This window comes from Paenibacillus sp. FSL H8-0283, assembly GCF_045040675.1.
Taxonomy (GTDB): Bacteria; Bacillota; Bacilli; order Paenibacillales; family Paenibacillaceae; genus Paenibacillus; species Paenibacillus amylolyticus.
Genome location: NZ_CP150295.1, coordinates 55866 through 79044, shown reverse-complemented (window position 1 = coordinate 79044; position 23179 = coordinate 55866). Strand labels below are relative to the sequence as shown.

22 protein-coding genes are annotated in these 23179 nt (G+C 48.4%); all 22 read right to left on the bottom strand.

What is annotated here, in order from left to right; translation table 11 throughout:
• Positions 1-3: 3 nt before the first annotated feature.
• The 22 genes from MHI52_RS00375 to MHI52_RS00270 all read right to left on the bottom strand — a co-directional run bounded on the left by MHI52_RS00375 (position 4) and on the right by MHI52_RS00270 (position 23177).
• The gene (locus tag MHI52_RS00375; RefSeq protein WP_036668438.1) at positions 4-198 is read right to left on the bottom strand and encodes a helix-turn-helix domain-containing protein; all 195 of its coding nucleotides are present in this window, start codon (positions 196-198) and stop codon (positions 4-6) included.
• Positions 159-707, bottom strand: a complete 549-nt coding sequence (gene folK / locus MHI52_RS00370; RefSeq protein ID WP_100528138.1) for a 2-amino-4-hydroxy-6-hydroxymethyldihydropteridine diphosphokinase — start codon at positions 705-707, stop codon at positions 159-161. The genes MHI52_RS00375 and folK overlap by 40 nt, the downstream gene beginning before the upstream one ends.
• 9 nt (positions 708-716) lie before the next feature.
• Positions 717-1079 carry a dihydroneopterin aldolase gene (gene folB, locus MHI52_RS00365; RefSeq protein WP_036606103.1) on the bottom strand — a complete coding sequence of 121 codons (363 nt, stop codon included), beginning with the start codon at positions 1077-1079 and terminating at the stop codon, positions 717-719.
• Between the two features lie 117 nt (positions 1080-1196).
• Complete coding sequence (gene folP, locus MHI52_RS00360; protein WP_405158252.1) at positions 1197-2060, bottom strand: dihydropteroate synthase; 864 nt, start codon at positions 2058-2060, stop codon at positions 1197-1199.
• Positions 2057-2941, bottom strand: a complete 885-nt coding sequence (locus MHI52_RS00355) for an aminotransferase class IV (protein ID WP_405158251.1) — start codon at positions 2939-2941, stop codon at positions 2057-2059. The genes folP and MHI52_RS00355 overlap by 4 nt, the downstream gene beginning before the upstream one ends.
• Before the next feature lies 1 nt (position 2942).
• Complete coding sequence (gene pabA / locus MHI52_RS00350; RefSeq protein ID WP_036606106.1) at positions 2943-3518, bottom strand: aminodeoxychorismate/anthranilate synthase component II; 576 nt, start codon at positions 3516-3518, stop codon at positions 2943-2945.
• Positions 3519-3588: 70 nt separating this feature from the next.
• Complete coding sequence (locus MHI52_RS00345) at positions 3589-5196, bottom strand: anthranilate synthase component I family protein (RefSeq protein ID WP_405158250.1); 1608 nt, start codon at positions 5194-5196, stop codon at positions 3589-3591.
• A 139-nt stretch (positions 5197-5335) separates the two neighbouring features.
• Entirely contained in the window at positions 5336-6274 is a 939-nt protein-coding gene (cysK, locus tag MHI52_RS00340) for a cysteine synthase A (protein WP_036668448.1), read from the bottom strand.
• Positions 6275-6618: 344 nt separating this feature from the next.
• Complete coding sequence (locus MHI52_RS00335; protein WP_405158249.1) at positions 6619-7569, bottom strand: peptidyl-prolyl cis-trans isomerase; 951 nt, start codon at positions 7567-7569, stop codon at positions 6619-6621.
• Between the two features lie 23 nt (positions 7570-7592).
• Complete coding sequence (hslO, locus tag MHI52_RS00330; protein WP_405158248.1) at positions 7593-8513, bottom strand: Hsp33 family molecular chaperone HslO; 921 nt, start codon at positions 8511-8513, stop codon at positions 7593-7595.
• A 73-nt stretch (positions 8514-8586) separates the two neighbouring features.
• Complete coding sequence (locus tag MHI52_RS00325; RefSeq protein WP_026081372.1) at positions 8587-9357, bottom strand: type III pantothenate kinase; 771 nt, start codon at positions 9355-9357, stop codon at positions 8587-8589.
• A 6-nt stretch (positions 9358-9363) separates the two neighbouring features.
• A complete protein-coding gene (gene nadC / locus MHI52_RS00320) occupies positions 9364-10230 on the bottom strand; it encodes a carboxylating nicotinate-nucleotide diphosphorylase (RefSeq protein WP_076254636.1) in 867 nt (288 codons plus the stop codon).
• Positions 10227-11867, bottom strand: a complete 1641-nt coding sequence (gene nadB, locus MHI52_RS00315; protein WP_405159345.1) for an L-aspartate oxidase — start codon at positions 11865-11867, stop codon at positions 10227-10229. The genes nadC and nadB overlap by 4 nt, the downstream gene beginning before the upstream one ends.
• Before the next feature lie 35 nt (positions 11868-11902).
• Positions 11903-12841, bottom strand: a complete 939-nt coding sequence (gene nadA, locus MHI52_RS00310; protein WP_036606114.1) for a quinolinate synthase NadA — start codon at positions 12839-12841, stop codon at positions 11903-11905.
• A 299-nt stretch (positions 12842-13140) separates the two neighbouring features.
• Positions 13141-15186 carry an ATP-dependent zinc metalloprotease FtsH gene (gene ftsH, locus MHI52_RS00305; RefSeq protein ID WP_036606115.1) on the bottom strand — a complete coding sequence of 682 codons (2046 nt, stop codon included), beginning with the start codon at positions 15184-15186 and terminating at the stop codon, positions 13141-13143.
• Between the two features lie 100 nt (positions 15187-15286).
• Positions 15287-15826 (bottom strand): hypoxanthine phosphoribosyltransferase, encoded by a 540-nt coding sequence (gene hpt / locus MHI52_RS00300; protein WP_017691352.1) that lies wholly within the window; start codon positions 15824-15826, stop codon positions 15287-15289.
• Between the two features lie 52 nt (positions 15827-15878).
• The gene (tilS, locus tag MHI52_RS00295) at positions 15879-17318 is read right to left on the bottom strand and encodes a tRNA lysidine(34) synthetase TilS (RefSeq protein WP_253504665.1); all 1440 of its coding nucleotides are present in this window, start codon (positions 17316-17318) and stop codon (positions 15879-15881) included.
• A gap of 44 nt (positions 17319-17362) precedes the next feature.
• The gene (locus MHI52_RS00290) at positions 17363-18310 is read right to left on the bottom strand and encodes a protein kinase domain-containing protein (protein WP_036606117.1); all 948 of its coding nucleotides are present in this window, start codon (positions 18308-18310) and stop codon (positions 17363-17365) included.
• Positions 18294-19046 carry a VWA domain-containing protein gene (locus tag MHI52_RS00285; RefSeq protein ID WP_036668461.1) on the bottom strand — a complete coding sequence of 251 codons (753 nt, stop codon included), beginning with the start codon at positions 19044-19046 and terminating at the stop codon, positions 18294-18296. Before MHI52_RS00285 ends, MHI52_RS00290 begins: the two co-directional genes overlap by 17 nt.
• 86 nt (positions 19047-19132) lie before the next feature.
• Entirely contained in the window at positions 19133-21640 is a 2508-nt protein-coding gene (gene spoIIE, locus MHI52_RS00280) for a stage II sporulation protein E (RefSeq protein WP_179086611.1), read from the bottom strand.
• 472 nt (positions 21641-22112) lie between these two features.
• Entirely contained in the window at positions 22113-22643 is a 531-nt protein-coding gene (locus tag MHI52_RS00275) for a S1 domain-containing RNA-binding protein (protein WP_017691357.1), read from the bottom strand.
• A gap of 198 nt (positions 22644-22841) precedes the next feature.
• The gene (locus tag MHI52_RS00270; protein WP_017691358.1) at positions 22842-23177 is read right to left on the bottom strand and encodes a septum formation initiator family protein; all 336 of its coding nucleotides are present in this window, start codon (positions 23175-23177) and stop codon (positions 22842-22844) included.
• Between the last annotated feature and the right edge of the window lie 2 nt (positions 23178-23179).

Genomic DNA, 23179 nt, shown 5'->3' with positions numbered 1-23179 from the left:
GTCCTAGTTGCCCCGCAACTCCTCGATACTGATTGCCAGCACACCAGCAATTCGATCGAGCTCTTGCTGTGATACCTTACGGTTTCCCCGTTCAATGGTTCCCAGAATGGCCAGCGAGATGCCGGTCTCGGCCGCAAGTTCATGTTGTGTTAAACCTTTCAGCTTCCGGAATGCCCGGATTCGGTTGGCCAATTGCATGTTTTCCAAAGCTGTATTCCATCCTTTCCATCCAGTACAGACAACGATGAGTGTACAAAGGTATACAAACCTGAAATCTCGCCCTCCGGTACGATATCCGACAGTGGGACCAGCACAAAAGCCCGTTCTCCCATACGAGGATGAGGCAATTGAAGCAATTCGGTATCTCGCGTCTCACCTTGCATCCAGAGCAGATCCAGATCAACGGTGCGCGGTCCCCAGCGAATATCACGAACACGACCGAGTCGATTCTCGATATCCAATAATTCCGTAAGCAACTGCTCCGGTGTCAGCATCGCCTGCACGGCGACTGCCATATTCAGAAATGCAGGCTGATCTACATATCCTACAGGCTCCGTCTCATATAGCGCAGAACAACGCAGAACGGATATATAAGGGTGTTCATCCAGCAAAGACAATGCTTCAAACAGCGTCTGTTCCCGGTCACCCAAATTGGCCCCTAAAGCAATATAAGCCTCTGAAGATTCAGAGGTCGAATGTGCAATCATGATCGGTTCTCACTTTCTTGTGCGGCGAAGCTCTACCGTTACGCCCTCAAAATGAATATCGAATGGCGGATGTGGCTTCGTCACCTTGACTGTCAATGCATTGATAATAGTATAAGTGTCTAGTAAAGAAGATGCAATATGTTCGCCCAAAGCTTCAATTAACTGGAATGACTTATTCTCTACAATCTGTTTTACCAGCTCATGGATCTCCGCATAATTAATCGTTTTGGTCAGATCATCGTTACGTCCGGCCTCACCCAGATCCATATCAATCTCCAGATCAATATAATACCGCTGCCCAAGCTTCCGTTCTTCTGCAAAAACACCATGATATCCGTAATACTCCATACGATGCAATACCATTCTATCCATACGATCCGCCTACCCTCTATATATATTGAAATTTTAATCTATTTGAAGTTATCCCTTAGCTTCGCCTTTGAAAAACGCTGCGCTTCCACTGGACGGGTCACCAGGGACCCGCCAGCACTATCTCCTCCGTATACCCGGAGAAGCATACAACATGGCATCACACATGTCTGCCGTCCGCCGAATCGGTTTCACATCATGAACCCGAACCATCTGGCAGCCTTGGGCAATGCCAAATGCAACGGTCGCAGCCGTTCCTTCCAACGCATCATCCGCCCCGACATTCAGGGTGTTCTGGATGAATCTTTTACGTGAGGTGGCTAGCAGAACGGGATACCCCATTTCATTGAGCAAACCGAGCGATGACATGAGCGTCAGATTTTCTCCGAGATCCTTCACAAAACCAATGCCCGGGTCCAGGATAATTTGGTCTGCTTTCACGCCGGCTGTTAATGCAATCTGTATGCTCTCCTGCAAATCGCTGACGACATCACTCAGATAATCGGTGTAATTCCGATCCTGCCGATTATGCATCAGAACGATGGGACACCCCAGCTCTGCTGCCGTGCGGGCCATATCTGCATCTGCCTTGGCACCCCACACATCATTAATAATATGAGCACCGGCCAGAATAGCCTGACGTGCAACATCGGCCTTATACGTGTCTACCGATATCGGAATGTGCGGGGCTTGCTGATGCAATGCTTCAATAACCGGAATAATCCGGCTAAGCTCTTCATCGGCGCCCACAATATCTGAACCTGGCCGGGTGGACTCCCCGCCGATATCAATCAGGTCCGCCCCATCCTCCATCATCTGCTTGGCATGGGCAACCGCCCGCTCCACGTTGGTATAACGTCCACCATCCGAGAACGAGTCAGGCGTGACGTTAAGAATGCCCATAATCTGTGTTCTTGTACCCAGCTTCAATTCAGCTGGCCCCCATGCATAGTTCCGTTCATAGATGACAGGTGTAAGTGTCATGAAGTATACCCCGCTTTCTGCCGGTACATACCCAGAAGGACTGCTGTAACCGGGCCAATATGTCCGTTGCTAATTATCGTTTCGGCTCCGTCCTGATCCCGCAGAGTTGTCACCGGAACCAGTTCGGCCACCGAGCCGGTTAGAAATATTTCATCTGCTTGCAGGAGATCCTCCCAGGAAGCTAACGTTTCTATGCAGGGGATTCCTTGTTGCGAGGCAATCTCCATTACCACAGCTCTCGTGATACCCGGCAGAATGCCGGTTGAGAGTGCTGGCGTGTAGAGAACATTTTCCCGTACCCAAAACACATTGCTGACGATCCCTTCCGCTATATGACCATCCCGGGTTAATTGTAGCCCTTCTGCACCCTGCACATGCTGCCCGTATCCATTAAGCTCCCGTTTCGCCAGAATACTGTTCATGTAATGCAGCGACTTGAACCGAACTTCTCCTTCGGGCGTGTTGCGAGGTGTAGACAACCGTTGAATCATTTTTCCACTCTCATATAAAGAGGGAGAAGGATCAGGTAATGCTTTTGCCAGTAAAATATGATTTGGCTTCGAATAATCACCAGAAGGTAAGCCTAGCGGTGCTTCACCGGCTGATACCGTGTATCGCACATACGCATCCCGAAGTCCGTTCGCATCCATCAAACGTTGAAGCCCACCTGTCACCTCTGCCGCGGTCGTTGTAAAAGGAATGCCAAGTTCCTTACACCCCGAAGCCATGCGATCCAGATGCCGTTCCAAAAGATATGGGACACCTCGATACGTCCGGAACGTCTCAAACAGTCCAAGTCCGTACAAAAAGCCGTGATCCGTTACAGGAACCACGGCCGCCGCCATATTGACCAACTCTCCGTTTATCGCGGCATATTGCATGTTATACCTTCACTTGTTGTGACAAAAAGTTACGAAGCATCTGATGACCATGGTCTGTAATAATGGACTCCGGGTGGAACTGAACACCTTCAATCGCATATTCTTTGTGGCGCAAACCCATAATTTCACCTTCAGCTGTCTCCGCTGTAATCTCCAGGCAGTCAGGCAAGCTGCTGCGCTCGACAATCAGGGAGTGGTAACGGGTAGCTGTAAATGGAGATGGCAATCCGGCAAATACCGATGTCCCATTGTGGTGCATCTCGGATGTTTTGCCGTGCATCATGCGCTCCGCACGAATGACATTGCCGCCAAATGCTTGTCCAATGGACTGATGCCCCAGACAAACACCAAAGATCGGAATGCTTCCCTTGAAATGATCAATGACTGCCAAGCTAATGCCTGCTTCATTCGGTGTACACGGGCCCGGAGAGATCAGAATATGATCAGGTGCCAGTGCCTCTATGCCTGCCAGATCAATCTCGTCGTTGCGGCGAACTTCCACCGTCTCGCCCAGTTCACCCAGATATTGAACCAGGTTATACGTGAAAGAATCGTAATTATCGATAACCAGTATCATATGCCTGCTCCTCCTCATCTTCCGTCAATGCAAGTGACGGTTGCTTCGTTTTATTTTATTTTAGTTTAGTTTAGTTAACAGCTTCTGTTCTTTTCGCTTGTTCTTGTTCAATAGCTCTGCTTGCTTCCGCCTCTTCGCTGTAATTCACAGCTCTCATCATGGCTCTTGCCTTGTTGCGGCATTCCTTGTATTCCCGATATGGATCGGAATCAATAACAATCCCTGCCCCGGCCTGTACATAACCAATACCGTCCTTAATGGCAAGTGTACGAATGACGATGTTCAATTCCATATTCCCACTGTAATCCATCCACCCGATGGAACCCGTATAAGGCCCACGCCGCACAGGCTCAAGTTCCTCGATAATCTCCATGGTGCGGACTTTTGGGGCTCCTGTAATCGTTCCACCCGGGAATGTCGCAGCGATCACATCAAATACGGATAACCCTTCTGCCAGCCTGCCTTCCACCTGGGAAACGAGATGCATGACATGGGAATACTTCTCGATGGTCATCAATTCAGGCACATGAACCGAACCGTAGGCTGCAATCCGTCCGATATCATTCCGTTCCAGATCAACGAGCATAATATGCTCCGCCCGTTCCTTCTCACTGCTGAGCAGTTCATCCGCCATAGCTTTGTCCTCTGCTTCATCCCGGCCCCTTCTTCGGGTCCCTGCGATGGGACGTGCACTGACTTTGCCATTCTCCACTTTGACCAGAAGCTCGGGAGATCCGCTTACCAGTTGAAAGTCTGGACTACGCAGCATTCCCATATACGGTGATGGATTCACAAGGCGCAGCCATTCATAAATATGCTCAGCGCTCGAATGAAGCCGCTTTTCCTGTCTCAAGGACAGGTTCACCTGGAACACATCGCCCTGCCTGATATATTCCTGTACCGTACGCACAGCTTGTTCAAAGTCCACCTGGGGAAAGGAGGTTTCCCATCCTTCCGATTCCCTTTCCGCATCTTCAGGCTGCGGGGTACGATTGACCTGCTTGTTGCGGCGTTCCAGTGCCTGTTGTTGTTCCTCAGCCTGTGCAGCCCCCATAATATGAAGCCAACGTTTCTGCATCGCTGTCGCTCGTGCTTCTGCCGCTGAATATAGACTACGGATATCAGTTTCGTTCCGGTTAGGCTCTATAGCCAGATGAACCATGCAGAAAAGTGCCTGCTGCTCATGGTCATACGCCCATATTTCTTCAAAGCGCATCCACCAATAATCCGGCAGAGCCGGGTTATCCTCAGCCAAATCTGGGAGCTTCTCCAATGATCTTGCTACATCGTAGCTGAGATAACCTGCGTATCCACCCCCAAAGTCTGGAGCCCCATTAACCTTGGGTGCACGATACGGGGCAGTCCATCTCTTCAATACATCAAGCGGCTTGCCGCTGTCCGTCGAGGTGGCTCCTTGCGTCACATCATGAATAACCGCTTCTTGACCCTTGCCGGAAATAACGGATACGGGGTCTAACCCCAGAAATGTATATCTCCCGCCTTTGCCATTCTCCAGCACAATTGCGTATGGTGACGCCTGCTTCCAGGCTGCCTCCCACGATAACGGTAAACCGCCATGATACGGTCCCTCATCCGACTTCGTGATATAGGGCATCATGGTCCAGCCTTGTTCAGCCCACTCCATCCAGTCGGCGTATGTTGTCATCAGGTGTGTCATTGCGGTGTGCCGCCCTCCATCTGTCGCTAGTTCTATTGTCTGATAGTATACTAAAGCGCCGCCCCTTTTAAAAGCATTACGCCAAAAATCCTCCATACCCGTCATACGGGCAAGGAGGATTGGTTTTGTCATTGTAGACTTAGCCTTCGAAGTTGTAAAGAGGCGTGCTGAGGTAACGTTCGCCGTTACTTGGCACGATTACGACAACGCGCTTGCCTTCACCCAACTGTTTCGCAACCTGAAGACCTGCACGGATCGCCGCACCGGAAGAAATACCGGACAGAATGCCCTCTTCCTTCGCTACCTGACGAGCCGTCTCGAATGCATCATCATTCTCAATGTGAATAATCTCATCATAGATTTCCTGATCCAGAATCTCAGGGATAAAGTTGGCACCAATCCCCTGAATCTTATGTGGCCCTGGTTTGCCGCCCGCCAGAATTGGCGAAGCTGCTGGCTCAACCGCAACAATTTTAATACCAGCAAAAGCTTCTTTCAGCACTTCGCCTGTACCTGTAATTGTTCCACCTGTACCGATTCCTGCAACGAAAGCATCCAACGTACCGCCTACAGATTGAATTGCTTCAACAATCTCAGGGCCAGTCGTTTCACGGTGGATCTTCACGTTGGCTTTATTTTTAAATTGCTCAGCCATGAAATAGGAAGGGTTTTCTTTCAGCAGCTCTTCGGCTTTTTTAACAGCACCATTCATACCTTCAGCTCCAGGTGTAAGCACAAGCTCAGCACCATACGCACGAAGCAAGTTGCGACGCTCCAAGCTCATCGTCTCAGGCATTACAATAACGGACTTGTAGCCTTTGGCTGCAGCCACCATCGCGAGTCCAATTCCCGTGTTACCACTTGTTGCTTCAATAATGGTATCACCTGGTTTTAGCTTGCCTTCTTTTTCCGCTTCTTCCACAATGCTAATTGCGATACGGTCTTTCACGCTTGAACCTGGATTCTGGTACTCCAGCTTCACGAATACTTCAGCACTGCCTTCAGGTACGATACGGTTCAGACGAACAAGCGGAGTACCTCCGATGAGTTCTGTTACGTTATTAACTACTTTAGCCATATGAATGCCCTCCTTAGTGGATGAATAAAACTTGAGTCCTGTTAACCTATACTGTGCGGCCGATAGCCTCTAGCTGTTATAGAAGAACTGCGGAAATCCTGTTGATCCTATCCCTTACTGCCAAGATTTCTAGCAGGGCGGAGGTTTCCGAAAGTTTCTTTGTTCATAAATAAATCTTTTATATCCGAGTAAACGAGTAGGTATTTATTATTTTCATCTTATCAACGTTAACCCTTATTGTCAATATGAGTACTCAAAAAAAATACTCTGCCTTTGGCCCTAAGACCGCAGACAGAGTATTTTTATCAAGATGCAGCAGTACGAGACAATCTTTTCCATTGCATTCAGGAGGCAGGAATCTCGGACAGGATTACGGCTTCATACTTGTTACGCAGCATTTGCTCTACCTGCGGCAACGGATCAGCCTGACTCAGAGCCAGTTCCATTCGAATCTCCTCACGGACTTCTTCGGCAGATTGCACCTGGCGTTCTTCTTTATCATTAAGTCTGATAATAACATAACCTTCTTCCACTCGAACCGGTCCGGCAATATCGCCTACATCCAGCCCGGCAGCAAGTTGAAGGATTTCTTCTGACTGGAATGGATCATTCCGCTCAATCCACCCCAGCCTCCCACCAGCATCACGAGAGAAGCTGTCTGTCGATTGCTTGCGAGCAGCTTCTTCAAAGTCCTCCCCCTTCTCCAACGCATCCAGTAAGGAATCGGCTTCATCTTCTTCCTTCAATACGATGATGGACAAGTCATATTTCTCGGGGGAAACGTAATCCTCACGGTGTTCAGTCCAGTAATGCTCAATATCTGCATCCTTGATCTGTATGCCGATCGTTGCGATTTTCTCAAGCAGCAACCTGTAGCCGGCTTCCAACTCAAGTTCCTGTTTCGACAGGCCCAATTGAGACTTCATTTCGTCAAAATATGATTTCTCTGAATCGTACCCATCCATCGCGGCGGCAAGTTCTCTTGCAATCTCTTGGGGAGTGACGATCAGCTTGCGTTCAATTGCTTCGGCAAATACTGCTTTACGGTTTAACATCTGGAGTAATAACTCGCTACCATAGCGTCTTTTCAGCGCATCGGTCCACTCTTTGTCCGTGATAACTTCTCCGTTGATCGTCGCTACGGTGCTTCCTTCTTCCGTATTAGCATCATGGGATGCATCTGCCTCGTCTTTGCCCTGTCTGAGACCATGCATAGCCATCACACTACCCATGACCAGCATACCTAGCGTCAAGACAATTACAGCCGTCCACAACCCTTTTTCCTGTCTTGTCATTCCGCATCCCGTCCCCGCATAGATCAGTTCTTGGCTTGCTCTAGGATGGTCTCAAGTTGTTCTTTGTTAAAGTCATAGGCTTCATTACAGAATTGGCAGACCACTTCAGCCTGGCCCTCTTCTTCAATTAATTGCTCCATCTCCGTTTGGCCCAGGCTGATTAGTGTCTTCTCTACCCGCTCACGTGAACACTCACAGCTAAAATGAATATCCAATTCTTCCATCACTTGTACATCTGGCAACAATCGGCGAAGCAACTCTTCCAATTCAAGTCCCTGCTCCAGCAACGTCGTCACTGGCGGCAACGTACTAATGGCGTTTTCGATCGCCGTGATCTCTGGATCTGTTAATCCCGGCAACAGCTGCATAATGAATCCACCTGAGACAATAACGGAATTATCCGTATCAACGAGCACACCAACGCCTACAGCAGAAGGGGTTTGCTCCGATTGCGCAAAGTAGTACGTGAAGTCTTCGCCCAGTTCTCCTGAAATAATAGGCACACTGCCACGATATGGTTCTTTCAGTCCCAAATCCTTCGTTATGTTGATGAAACCTTCCGTTCCAACCGCGCCTGCAACGTCCAGTTTTCCCACACTATTGCTTGGCAAATGTACATGCGGATTAGAAACATATCCTCGTACTTCGCCTTTCGCATTGGCATCAGCTACAATCTGTCCAATGGGCCCATCACCGTTGACTTGTACCGTTAACTTCTCTTCACCTTTGAGCATTGCACCCATAATGGCTGCTGTTGTAACCGTACGCCCCATGGCAGCTGTAGCCGTGGGAAACGTATCGTGTCTTCTGCGTAGTTCCTCAACCAGTTCCGTAGTCTGGATAGCAAAGGCTCTTACCTTTCCATTCATTGCTGTACCACGAATTAACCGGTCATGCTTGTTGTTGTTTTCCAAGTCATTCAGCCTCCTTTGGCGTATCGCCATAATAGTCGTAACACAGAAAAAACGGCACAACACTTAAGCTGTAATCTCAGCCCGCTGTATGCCGTCACTATGCTCACCTTTCCCGGTTCCGCTCATATATAATACGCAGCCCTTCAAGCGTAAGCAGCGGATCAACTTCCTCTATACTACGGGTTTCTTCTGCGATAAGTGTAGCGAGACCACCCGTCGCGATAACTCGGGGCTTCGCTCCCATCTCCTCGCGAATACGTTCTACAATACCATCTACCTGCCCTGCATAGCCAAATATGATACCCGCTTGCATAGCATGAATAGTATTACGGCCAATGACCTTTTTAGGTTTCTCCAGCTCTATACGAGGCAACTTGGATGCCCGCTCATAGAGCGCTTCAGTGGCGATCTGAATGCCAGGTACAATAGCTCCCCCCAGGTAGTGACCTTTCTCGTCAATACAGTCAAAGGTCGTTGCAGTACCGAAATCGACCACGACGAGAGGGCCGCCATACTTCTCAACGGCTGCCACTGCATTAACAATACGATCTGCACCCACTTCACGAGGGTTCTCGTATCGCAGGTTCAAGCCAGTTTTGATACCAGGCCCAACGAGCAAAGCTTTTTTGCCTACATACTTCTCACACATCGCTTCGATTACATTCACCAGTGGCGGAACCACAGATGAGATGATGACACCTTCGATGTCACTTGCCCTGATGCCGGACATATGAAATAAATTATAAATCAATACGCCGTATTCATCCACTGTTGACTGACGTGATGTACTCAGACGAAAGTGGTGCAGCAATTCCCGGCCTTGATATACGCCGAGCACCATATTGCTGTTCCCCACGTCTACAACTAGAATCAAAGAGGTTCACCCCTCTTTCTTTTCATTTAAATCCAGACTAATATCCAGGCTCTCAAAGGAATAGGTTAACCTGCCAACCGAAATTACATCCACACCACTCTCTGCAATACCACGAATGGTCTGAAGAGACACGTTACCAGATGCTTCAACCTTCACATGAGGAGCCTGTTCACGAATAAGTTCAACCGCTTCACGCATCCGCTCTGGATGCATGTTATCCAGCATAATGATATCTGCCCCGGCTTGCAAGGCTTCTCTCACCTGCTCCAGATTTTCAGTCTCCACTTCAATCGTCATCGTATGTGGGATAACGGTTCGCGCACGCTGTACCGCCTCGGTGATTCCGCCTGCACCCTTGATGTGGTTATCCTTAATCATAACGGCATCGTACAGTCCAAATCGATGATTCGCTCCGCCACCCACGCGCACTGCGTATTTCTCAAGTAGTCGGTGGCCCGGCGTTGTCTTACGTGTATCCACGAGCCTGGTCTCAAGACCATCCAGCACATCCACGTAGGCACGCGTACGCGTAGCTATTCCGGACATACGTTGCAGCAAGTTAAGTGCCAGTCGTTCCCCCGTAAGCAGTGAATGTGTACTTCCCTCTACCTCGGCCAAAATCGTGCCATGGGTAACCTTGTCTCCGTCTGTTACCTTCGGTGTAAATACAAGATCAGGATCAACGACTTGAAATACAAGTTTAGCTACGGTCATGCCTGCAATAACACCATTGTCTTTGGCGTGTATAATGGCCTTGGATTGGTTGCCTGCTGGAATCGTCACACTTGTTGTAACGTCACCTGCACCAACATCTTCACGAAGCCAGTTTTTGATTGATTCGATAAGCCCTTCATTATATCCATTCAGTATCATGACATCAATTCCTCCACAATCGCTTGTTCTCGCTGCTGCAGACTATGCTTCTGCCACACGATATCATCACGTGCCGGGAAATCCTCACGATAGTGCGCCCCCCGACTCTCCTCGCGATGTAATGCACCGCTGGTAACTAACCAGGCACAGGTCAGAAGGTTGGCATACTCCAGCTCTTCCTTATGCGTGAGTGTCTGATCAAAAAATTGCAATTCCTGTTGCAGCTTGTCCATGGCCTTCTGCAGGTCCTCACCATTCCGGCGCAAACCTACCTGACGAACCATCATTTTCTGTAATCGTAAACGTCTTTCAGATATAGGTTTTTGCTCTTTCATGATCTTGCTATTCATGTTATTCATGTCCACAGATGAAGGCGTAGCCCCTCTTGCTTGTAATAAACCAAGCGGAGGGAGAGATTGAATACGATCAACAATTCTCCGCCCAAATACAATCGCTTCTGATAAAGAATTGCTTGCCAGGCGGTTGGCTCCATGCACTCCTGTAGAAGACACCTCGCCACAAGCAAATAATCGGGAGACGCTGCTCTCTCCACTTAAATCCGTTTTCACTCCACCCATCATGTAATGGGCAGCAGGTGCAACGGGAATCCAGTCCGTTGTCATGTCCAATCCATAACGCATACAAGTCTCATATATGGTAGGGAACCGATGCTTGATCATCTCTGGCTGTTCATGTGTAATGTCCAGGTACACAAAGGTACTGTTGGTAGACTCCATCTCACTAACAATCGCTCGTGCCACGATATCGCGTGGGGCCAGTTCAAGCTGGGCATGATAACGATCCATGAAGCGCTCACCCTTCACATTGCGCAAATATGCTCCTTCGCCACGTACGGCTTCTGACACAAGGAAGCGCGGGGCCCCAGGGTAACATAGAGAGGTGGGGTGGAATTGGATAAATTCCATGTCACGAACAATAGCCCCAGCCCGATAAGCCATGGCTACACCATCGGCAGTAGCTACATCCGGATTCGTCGTGTATCGGTACAGTTGTCCTGCCCCACCAGAACAAAGAACGGTTGCCTGTGCCTTCACGAACACTTGCGATCCGTCATCCTTCTGAACCAGAGCGCCAATGCATTCCCCTCGATCTCGATCCGTAATCAGGTCAACAACAAAATGCTCATCCCAAACTTCAATCCCGGGATGCTCATTCACTTCAACAGCAAGCGCACGTACAATCTCATATCCTGTTGCATCTCCGTTGGCATGCAAAATACGGCGGTGGCTATGCGCACCTTCCTGCGTCAACGCCAACTCGCCGTTCTCCAGATCAAATAAAGTACCCAAACGAATCAGTTCCTTCACTCCGTCCGGCCCCTCATTCACCAATACCTCTACCGCTTCGGAGCGGCATAAGCCCGCTCCTGCTACAAGTGTGTCCTGCAAGTGGTAAGCAGGTGAATCATCCTCAGCAATAACCGCAGCGATGCCTCCCTGCGCATATCTGGTGTTACTTTCAAGTAATGACTTCTTTGTGATCATTAATACACGTTGTTGTTCGCTTGCCTTAATGGCAGTAAACAAACCAGCAATCCCTGAGCCTATAACCAGTACATCCGTCTCTACCATGGGTAGCGCAGACAGATCAAAATCAACTAAATATTGCGGTATCATGTTATTCACCTGTCTTGGAGCAAGAGTAGCGCATCCTACTTTACCAACAACATGCGCTCTAGCGATTCTCTGGCTTTGTCGGCAACGGCCGGTGGCACGTAGATTTGCGGCTTCATCGTTTCCAGGCATTTCACCAGTTTCTTCAAGTTGTTCACCTTCATGTTGGGACATACGAGGAACTTGGTAGCAAAGTGGAACTGTTTATCCGGACTATCCAGACGAAGCTGATATCCTGTACCATCTTCGGTACCTACGATAAATTCCTTCGCTGATGAATTTTTGCAATACTCCAGAATAGCTGTTGTGCTGCCTACAAAATCACCCATTTCTACAACCTCAGGGCGACACTCTGGATGGACAACAAACTCCGCATTGGGATGCTTGGCTCTCATCTCCACCACATCTTTGACTGTAAGCATATCGTGAGTGTTGCAGTAACCTTCCCATATAATCATTTTCTTGTCTGTATGCTGCTGCACATAATGTCCCAGGTTTTTATCCGGTACCCAGATAATTTCGTCGGAATCCACCGATTGAATAACCCGGACTGCGTTCGCTGATGTACAACAGATGTCAGTCTCTGCTTTGATCTCAGCCGAGGAATTGATATACGTAACCACCTTGGCATTAGGATGTTGTGCTTTCAATTTGCGTAGTCCATCCACATTCACCATATCTGCCATTGGGCAGCCCGCACGTTCGTCCGGGATAATAACTGTTTTATTTGGCGCAAGAATTTTAGCGCTTTCACCCATAAAATGAACACCACAGAAAACGATCACATCCGCATCTGTCTGTGCTGCCTTCTGGGCTAACAGAAATGAATCTCCACGGAAGTCGGCAACCTCCTGTACTTCGTCACGTTGATAATAATGGGCAAGAATAATGGCATTACGTTCCTTTTTCAACACCATAAGCCGCTCACGCAGCTCGCGGTTCATCTCAGCCTTGCGCTCTAAAGCCAGAGCTTCCACCTGTGATCCTCTCCTTTATCGGGACAGCGTCATGCGCTGTTTCGTGGGCTAACCTAAGTCGTTATCTTCGCTTGAGAAACGAATCACAAGCGGTTTAACAACTAATTTACACAACGTTCACGACTCTGTCAATAAATGAAAAAGGCCCGGGACAGCGCTGTAACCACCTGTTTGCTAACTGGTTCGCCATCTAACTCCCGTTTATCTTTATCTATCCTCTTTTAAAATAATGGATAAAAAAAGAGAGCCTCGAGGGCTCTCTTGATTTCACCTGCTATCATAGCCAGATGTATTATGCATTAAGACGTTGGCTTCGTTCCGCCATCATCCGGGTTATTGTTATTACCCTTTTCCAGATTCGGAGCTTCGTTTGGAATATCTCCGGCTGGTGGCTCAGGCGTTTCATCTTTACCTTGAATACGAACACGCACATCACCGATGGTGTCGATGATTGGCTCTCCGCCTTCAGTTGGTGTGCCTTCACCATCATTGTCATTCTCTGCTTTTGGAGTCAAAGAACCTGTTTCGATCAATTGCTTGATCTGATCCATTTCCAAAGTCTCAACCTCAAGCAAAGTTTGAGCGATCAGGTGCATCTCTTTTGAATGTTTAACAAGCAAGTCCTTACACTTCTCATAACAGTCATTAATAAAGCGTTGCATTTCCTGATCAATCTCGTAAGCAATGGAATCCGAGTAATTCTGTTCATGACCGATATCCCGACCAAGGAATACCTGTCCTTGTGAACTTCCGAATTGCATAGGTCCCAATTTCTCACTCATACCGTATTCCATAACCATGCTGCGAACAATACCTGTCGCTTGCTGGAAGTCACTGTATGCACCAGTACCAATTTCTCCGATGAACAATTCTTCAGCTACACGACCCCCGAGAAGTCCGGTTACTTTATCCAGCAATTCCTGCTTGGTAACCAGCATACGGTCTTCTTTTGGCAACATGATTACATATCCACCCGCACGTCCGCGCGGAATAATGGTCACTTTATGTACCATATCAGCATGTTCGAGGAAGTATCCAACAATGGTATGACCTGCTTCGTGATAAGCAACGATTCGTTTCTCGCGATCACTGATGACACGGCTTTTCTTCTCCGTACCAACGATGACACGGTCAATCGCTTCGTCAACTTCCTTCATGGAAATATCTTTACGGTTACGACGCGCTGCAAGCAATGCCGCTTCGTTCAAGAGATTCTCCAAATCCGCACCAGAGAAACCTGTTGTACGCTTCGCGATAATATCCATCTTCACATCTTTGGTCAGTGGTTTATTACGGGAATGTACTTTCAGGACAGCTTCACGACCTCTTACATCAGGGCGGTCAACCGTAATTTGACGGTCAAAACGTCCTGGACGCAGCAAGGCAGGGTCCAAAATATCTGCACGGTTCGTTGCGGCAATGATGATGATACCTTCATTAACTCCGAATCCGTCCATCTCAACGAGCAACTGGTTGAGTGTCTGTTCACGTTCATCGTGACCACCACCAAGACCAGCACCACGCTGACGTCCTACAGCATCAATCTCATCGATAAAGATGATACATGGGGCATTTTTCTTCGCATTTTCAAACAAATCACGAACACGTGATGCACCGACACCGACAAACATTTCCACGAAGTCGGAACCTGAAATAGTGAAGAATGGTACACCCGCTTCACCGGCTACGGCACGAGCGAGCAATGTTTTACCGGTACCTGGAGGCCCTACGAGCAATACGCCCTTAGGAATCCGCGCACCTACTGCTGCGAATTTACGAGGGTCCTTGAGGAAGTCTACAACCTCAACAAGTTCCTGTTTCTCTTCGTCAGCACCCGCAACATCTTCAAATGTAACCCGCTTCTTCTCTTCGTTGTAGAGACGAGCACGGCTTTTACCAAAGTTCATTACTTTACCGCCGCCGCCTTGAGCCTGATTAAACAGGAAGAAGAACAGCAGGAACATAATGATCAAAGGAATAAAGGAAGTCAGCAACGTCAACCAGATGCTGTCACCTTTCATTGGCTCCTGATGATATTGGAAATTGTTAGTTTCACTTGCAGCTACAAGCTCACTAATTGCCTCATCCGTAGGAGGAATATACGTTGAGAAATTTTCTGATTTGGCGCCATCAGGTGCCTTCTTGTATTGACCGGTCACGAGATACGTTTGACCGTTGAATTGAACCGTCAATTCAGAGACATTGTTGGCTTTGATCGCTGCACGCAACTGATCATATCTAGGATTATCGGTGGCTTCGCCGCCATTGCTGACGAACTGGACTATCCCCACCACAACTAAAAAAAGAATCAAATAAAAACCAGAATTCCGGATGAACCGATTCATCCCCTACCTCCTCTCGAGACACTTTAATTATTTTAACATAGCCCGACATGGCTTCTCAACAGAAGCCAAGAACAGCTCAAGGCTTGGGTCGGGCAGGATATTAGCTACTATAGACTTCCGGCTTCAAAATCCCGATATAGGGCAGGTTCCGGTACTTCTCCGCAAAATCCAAACCGTAACCAACGATGAACGCGTCAGGAATGTCAAAGCCTGTGTAATGAGCTTCCAACTCAACTTTACGGCCTGAAGGCTTGTCGAACAGCGTAACCACTCGCACCGACTCGGCACCGCGGTTTTCTAGCAGTTCAATCAGATAGCTGAGTGTAAGTCCGCTGTCGATAATATCTTCGACAATCAGAACTTCCCGTCCTTCTACGGATACATCCAGATCCTTAATGATTTTGACAACACCTGATGACTTGGTGGAAGCGCCGTAACTGGATACTGCCATAAAATCCATTTCAACAGGTACCGTTATGTTTTTAACCAAATCAGCCATAAATATAAACGCACCCTTGAGCACACAAATGACCAAAGGATTGCGATTTGCATATTCGGCACTTAGTGTTGCGCCTAATTCCTTGACTTTACTCTGAATTTCTTCTTCACTGATCAATACTTCCTGAATGTCGTTCTGCAACTGTGCGAACCTCCTAAGTTATACTATGAAAGCCTTACCTGAACCATAACCACTACCCCTGAATCGCTGAATCGCCTACAGTCATGTACAGGATTGCGGAAGTGCCCTCCCTGACAGGAGCCACACTGGACCGTCGAACACCCGGTAACCAGATGATATGACCTGCTCCATCACATACCACAGGAATACGTGGACGGACAGATGGGGGGATTTTCTCATCGATGAAAATATTTTTCACCTTTTTGCTTCCGTTTAATCCCATCACTTTCATGGTATCTCCAGGTAACCGTGAACGCACAACCAGCGGCATAAGCAGTTGATCCGCATCAAACGCGGCTTGATCCGCCGATTCCGGTACATGATAGTCCTCGGGACTCACCGTCATCAACCGAATATACCGGTTAATTGGGGTGAGTGAAAGCTCATAAGTTCCACTCCATTGCGCAAGACGATACTCGTAAGATTGATCCTGTACGTCCGTCCGTATGCCAAAAGAAATCAGATTATACTCCCGAGTGCAGGCGAGTGTCTGTCCTATATCCAGGCTCCAGGTCGTCACATGGGTCTCCATGACCTTGTGCCGAATGGTTTCTATACGGGTAAAGTCGACAAAATCACTGTCCAAAGGCAGATAATTCAATATTAGTTTAATCAACCTTCGTTGTAAAGCGACATGTAACTTCAAGAAGGAAGGCACCTCAAAGGTTTGCCTTCCGCCGTTCACCTGCACTAGACACCTGTATGTGTCATATGCACTCTGCTCCATGAAATCGTCTTCATCACCCACAATTTCGGCAAGCCGATTCAATGACGGCGTGAGTTGTCCATTATACTGCCCCAAAAAAGGAAGCACATCCAAGCGAATGGCATTACGCCGATATTTACGCAGGGCGTTGCTCTCATCATTGAAATACATAAAACCCTGGGTATTACAAGCTTCTACAAGGTCTGTCTTGTTTATACGAAGGCATGGACGAATAAGTTCCACATTTTTTTCTCGTCTTTTAAACTTCATTCCTGAGAGTCCCGACAAGCCGGTTCCACGAAGCAAATGAAGCATGACCGTCTCTGCCTGATCATCCGCATGATGTGCCAAAGCGATGCTTGCTGCATTATATTTGGAAGCCACTTCATGAAGAAAGGCATATCGCTTGTTGCGGGCTGCTTCCTGTGGTCCCTGACCCGTAAGCTCCATATATGAAGGTACATCAGCCTTGGTCCATTCAAATGTAATACCAAGCTGTTGTGCCAGTTCCATCATTTTCTCCGCTTCATCATCAGATTCACTCCGGAAGCCATGATGCACGTGGGCACAGATCAATTCAAGTGGCACATGCCGCTTGCTAATCTCGTGCATGATATGCAAAAAAGCTACCGAGTCCGGCCCGCCCGATACTGCGACGACAATCCGATCCCCGGGAACCCATAACTGATGCTCTTCCGCTGCATCCAGCACGTTCTTCACCAGCATGTTCCAGCGTAAAGCCTCCATACCTGTTCCTCATTCCTTGCGTTATGTATATGCACTCTCACAGATCAGAAAAGTAGTGCATAGATGAGCACTCCAATAAGTAATATCACAGATACAGCGAATGCGTTCATAAGCCAGCGCGGTGTTGTACTTTTGGAACGACGGCGGAGAGGCGTGGGGCGTGCCATCATTTCCTTCCACCCTTGTGCCGCATGGCCTGCATCACGAAACTGACCTCGTAATGCCTGAGTCGTCCAATTGCGAAAAGGACCCAGTCGTTCACTGCGCTCCACCAGCGCTACGAGCTGATTCACACTTCGCAGTTGCGGTAATCCTTCGGCCGCCAGTGCCTTGAGCGCGTCTGCTTCAAGTACATGAATCAATAATAATGCAAATGCAAATACATCATAGGTACCATCTGCCGTACGGCTACCTGCATTCCAGAAGCCCCGATCATACCATTCGGTGAACTGTTTGACGCTTCGACCAATCGACGTAACTCCGCCGTAGTCGATCAATTCCACCTGCCCATAGTCGGATACCAACACATTCTGAGGTTTGAGATCACCAAACACCCATCCCGCCTGATGCAATTGTGCCAGCTTCTGCAAGAGTCTAAGTCCCACCAGAAGTGTCCAGTCTGTCCCCTGACGCCGAATAAAGTGATGAAGTGCCTCACCTCTAACGTAACGCATCACATAAAAGGGAATATCCCGGCCACGAACGGCATAATCATCCACATCTTTAAGATAGGAAGGAATGCCGCTCTGCCGAAGGGCCTCATGATTACGCTGTAGTTGAAAAGATTTGAGCACATTAACTTCCGATTGCAGATCAACCGGATCAAATCCCATTTTTAGCGCATAGTGTTTGCCATTTTCACCCCGTTGGACAAGAAAAACGATGCCATTAGCTCCTTTGCCCAGTAGCTTCCGAATCGTGTATCGACTGCGATTCCATTTCCCTGTAACCACTGTTCCTGGCGGGAAAGAGGCGTCAGACAACGTTGTCACCGAGCATCCCTTCTCTTTCAATGCGATAGTTCCCTTCTATTTCCTGCTGTTTCTCCAGTGTACCATAACGGTAAAAATCAATCACCTTCTGAATTGCAGGACCTGTCGGCGTTGCACCCTTCATCTGCAACCTTCCAAACAAGGACCGAACACGGCCTGGATCCGTTGTCCAGTCAATATCCATTACCGCATCTTCTCCACTGTGTCGTCCCGGAAAATGAAATACGGAAAGCTTGCTCTGACCTATACGCGCCTGCAAACTTAACATTAAATCGCGAATGCCTTCTTCTACCGCAGCCAGTTTGGGCTTCATGCTGGCACTGACGTCGATTAACAATATAACCTGTAAGGCTGTAGTTTCAGCCATATCATCCATCACTTCCACGACCCGGGCGCGTTGTGCAGGCTCCAGATCGGTTACCGTTTTGGGCTCCTTCTCTCCCAAAATTTGTGTTAACTCTCTATTAACCGCCTGCTGAATGGTCTGAACCACCGTTTTCCTTGTCATCATCTGCATCGTATGGGCAAGCTGCCGTGTACCTACAATTTGGCTGATTCCACCTCCGGCTCTGGCAATATCCTCAATCTCCCGGCTACCCAGCTCACCAATGGTTCCATAATCAATCACGCCAACCACATTAACCGTAATCCCCTCTTCCAGCGCTTCGGCCGCTGCCAGCACCGGACTTGGTCCTACATTGGAACAACCGTCGGTAATCAATAAGATTTGCTTCATCCGATATCCCTCCGTTATTCGTTACTCTCCAACTCTATGACTAGCATTGCCAGAATGAAGAGACTTCAAACAGAAGAAATATGCAATTAACTGACGGTCCGTGGACGCTCCATCCGGTTGATGCCAGGCACACGCAGTGTGGCCCATTCAGGGCGGAAATGCTCTACTTTTCCAACAACGACGGTCATGTCATCCAAAATCTCATGCTGCTGATATCTTATGACACTTTCAAGCAGGCAATCGGCCAAATCTTGTGGATCATCTGTATCAATCTCTTGAATGAGCCGTTTCATCCATAACTCTTTGTTCACCGCATACCCCGGTGCATCATAGATGCCATCCGTCATCATAATGAGGATATCCCCCGGCTGAAGCTGTACCGTCACCAGATCCACTTCAATATCTTTAATAATACCGATTGGCAAATTGCTGGCTGAAACCTGAATAACCTCCTGTCCTCGTTTGATAAAACTTGGCGTCGATCCGATTTTCATAAACGTGGTCTCTGCCGTATATTCATCGATCAGCGCCATATCCACTGTTGCATACATCTCTTCAGGGGAGCGCAGCATCAGAACGGAGTTCACGGATTTGATCGCCAGTTTCTCGTCCATGCCGGACTGTAGCAACTGTTCCAGTATGTTCAGCGCCGCGCTGCTCTCCATGCGTGCCCGTTCTCCATTGCCCATTCCATCACTGAGCGCCACCGCGAATGTACCGTTGCCTAACTCAACCGTACTGAAGCTGTCGCCTGACATCACATCTCCCCCTTTTGCGGCGGCAGCAACACCCGTGGTAACCTCGAAGGTTTTGGCCGAACCAAACGTGACGGTTGCCAGTCCCTGACGAGGATCGGTCATGGTCTCATGCAAGACGGCAATATGCTCGTCCAGTACATCCGAGATCAGCGGAGCAATCATTTTCCGGCACTCATCGAATCCACGTGTATATGCATGTACAATCTCAATCTCTACATTGCCCGCTTCCAGATTGATGATCTCAATGGAGTGAATGGATAAGCCCAGTGACTCCAGTGCGTCCCGAATCTGCTCCTCCTGCTGTACCATCTCATCACTTTCCCGCTGAATTTCTTTGGCCAGGTCCTCCATGACCTGAGATACACCGGACAATTGCTCTGCAACCAGCTGCCGGCTATCGATAATTTGACGCTTCCATTGCATGTTATGTTGATGCAGTCCATACTGGGCGCGCATGACTTCAAGGACCTCTTCCGGTTTCGCACACACCCTGTTCCAGTCCACTGGAATCTGCTTGCCTGAGATCTCCGGGTTTCCTTCAATCGTACTCATCACGTCCGTCATATATTTGTAGGTTTGAATAAACTTCGCATCCCAGCATTGTGTACGCTTGAAGCAGCTTGCACATGTGCCCTCGGCAACCGCATTCATGAAATGGTCCATTCCACCTTCTTTCTGTACCTGCTCCCCTGCACCGGACATCTGATCAAAGCTGCGTGACAATTGACGGAATACCTGTGAGAACCGGGTTACCCGTTCTGCCGTGATATCCCGTATCCGTTTGGCATACTCATGCTGCGATTTGGTATGATCCTGCGTACCCGGTACATATTTGGATATCGCCGTCATCAGGCTTTTAGGTGTTAACATGAATAGTACGATAGCTACACACGTCTCCCATAATGAATTCATCACATCGCCCGGTCCTCCCAGATATATGGATAGAATGGACGAACCCAGCAGCATGCCCAGTGCAACCGCTGCACGTTTACCCTCTCGAAGCATACCCGCCAGCATCCCGGCAAAAGCAAGCAGGCTCATCTGATACACCGCTGACATGTCAGCAAGACTCAGAATCAAGCCGGTAATGACCCCAACTGAGGCTCCAAGGGGGGCTCCGCCCACCAGCGCAAAGATTAATATGAGATAACGGGAGAGCATATGCTCGACGGATAAAGACTGAATGGTCCACCCTACGGCTCCCGTCATAACGGAAGCGAGCAATATGATCAGGCAGAGGATCTCCTCGTTCTTTAGGCTGAACTTTTTTTTGCGGTAGGTGAAGATCGGTATGGCTTGTATAAAAACAAGGGTGAGCACGAAACTTAGTACGGAATCCATCGTGAGCATCAGCATCGCGTACCAGCTGAAGGATGGTCCAATCACAACCGCGAATAACTTGACCATAAATGTAGTCGTAAACACCATCGTTGGTGCATAAGATAATTCAGCACGATCATATGACTCCAGACCGCGGAAGAGCAGATAAAAGATTGCGATCTCCGATGCAACAATGAGTGGTACCGGAAACGGTGCAAAGAGACTACCTGCGAGAAGTGCAGCGCCTACCGGAATGATGTAATCCCTGCGCATGAAAGCAATTACGGCGAAGTAAGCAATGGCAAAGGGAGATAACTCATTCAGGATCATTGCCTTTCCGAGCAGGAACCCCATAAACGTAAGCAGCAGTACCCATTTGCGGGAAGCAACCATCTGGACAGCCTTGCGGGAGCCAAGCCATTGTTTCAGACGTACCGACAGCTCCTCCCGAGCTTCCGTACCTCCTTTACCTGCTTTCATTCCCGGAAATTGAATGACATTCCACTTTTCCATCATCCTCAAGGCACCCCATTCGATTAATTTGAATTTTCGTGTTTCGTTCTCGATGGTTCTGATTATAGATAGATTAGAAGACGTAGTTTGTCAGAATAGGTGGGCAGGGTCCAAAAAGTTTACGACAAAAGAAACAAGCCTGGCGCGGTGGAGCGAAACCCCGGCCTTATTGTGGTTTCATTCATTCTCCTACTTGATTCCGACAATCGGAATGTCTGATTTTGAACCGGAGATGGTTTGGTCTCGCCACCATTTGAGCAGGATAACTGTGGAATGCCACGGAAACCTGTCGGTAAAAAATGGTAGACGACAAATATTCTTATGGTTTCATTTTGCCGTGCAGAAAAACTGGGGATATGGAGCTTCACCTTACAAAAAAAGCTATTCAACTACTTATCTGTGAAAGAAACGCAAAAAAACCGTTAGCCCATGGGCTAACGGTTTTACTTATATGTTTAGATCAGGTTGTGACAGATTACACACGCTTGGCTCCACGGCCTCCGCGTTTGCCTTCTGTGTTCTTCTTAAGCGAAGAGATCCGCTCTTCACTATCTTTCAGGAAGCGTGACATTTTATCCTCAAATGAAGGTTTGCCTGCTGCGGGCTTGAAAGAACGGCCTCCGCGGTCACCACGGTTAAATCCACCGCCGCCACCACCACGACCTTGGCCACCACTTGGGCCTCCGCCGCTGAATCGTTCGCGATCTCCTCCACTGCGTTCCGGTCTAGGAGCTCTCGGGGGTCTAGATTGGGTTTGTTGCTCAACCGGTTTGTCAACAGCTTGCTTAATGGAAAGTCCGATCTTGCCATCCTTGTCAACGTTGATAACCTTCACTGTAACGAGGTCATTCAGCTTCAGGTGGTCGTTGACATCTTTGACGTAATTGTCGGCGATTTCCGAGATGTGAACGAGACCCGTGACACCTCCTGACAGATCCACAAATGCTCCAAAATGCGTGATTCCTGTCACCTTGCCCTCTAACTTGGTGCCCACTTCAATTGCCATAGAATAAAATGATCCTCCCTTAAAAATATACAACCCGATTTTTTGAATGCCAAAATCAATGCTGCGCTAATGTAATTATACCTTATGCCATAAACCAAGGTCAACTGAACACTACCCCATCAGAGAGCCTATTTTTTCCGGTTTAACGGCTTCAGACACACGGATAACAAACCTAGCTCGGTAATAGACCGAATTCCATCAGTTCCCTGACTCTTCAACCTGGATCGGCGTTTCCTCAGGAAGATAATATCCTTTTTTCCGTGCCAGCTGTCCTATGTATTCAGGGTCATTCAACCGGCTGACTTCGTACTTCAACTGTTCCAGCTTCTTCAACGTATCTTCCTTTGAAGCTTGCTGAGTGGCCAGATGAGAACTCTTGTCCGAAATTTGTGCAGTCTGCACAAGGAATGTATATCCTGCCCATATTACAAATACAATCATAAACGTCATCCAAAGCATGAGGCGCCTTTTTGCACCGGCAGATTTTCCTTGGTTAGTTGGAGCCTTTGATCTGCCCACAGGTGTTTTACCCATTA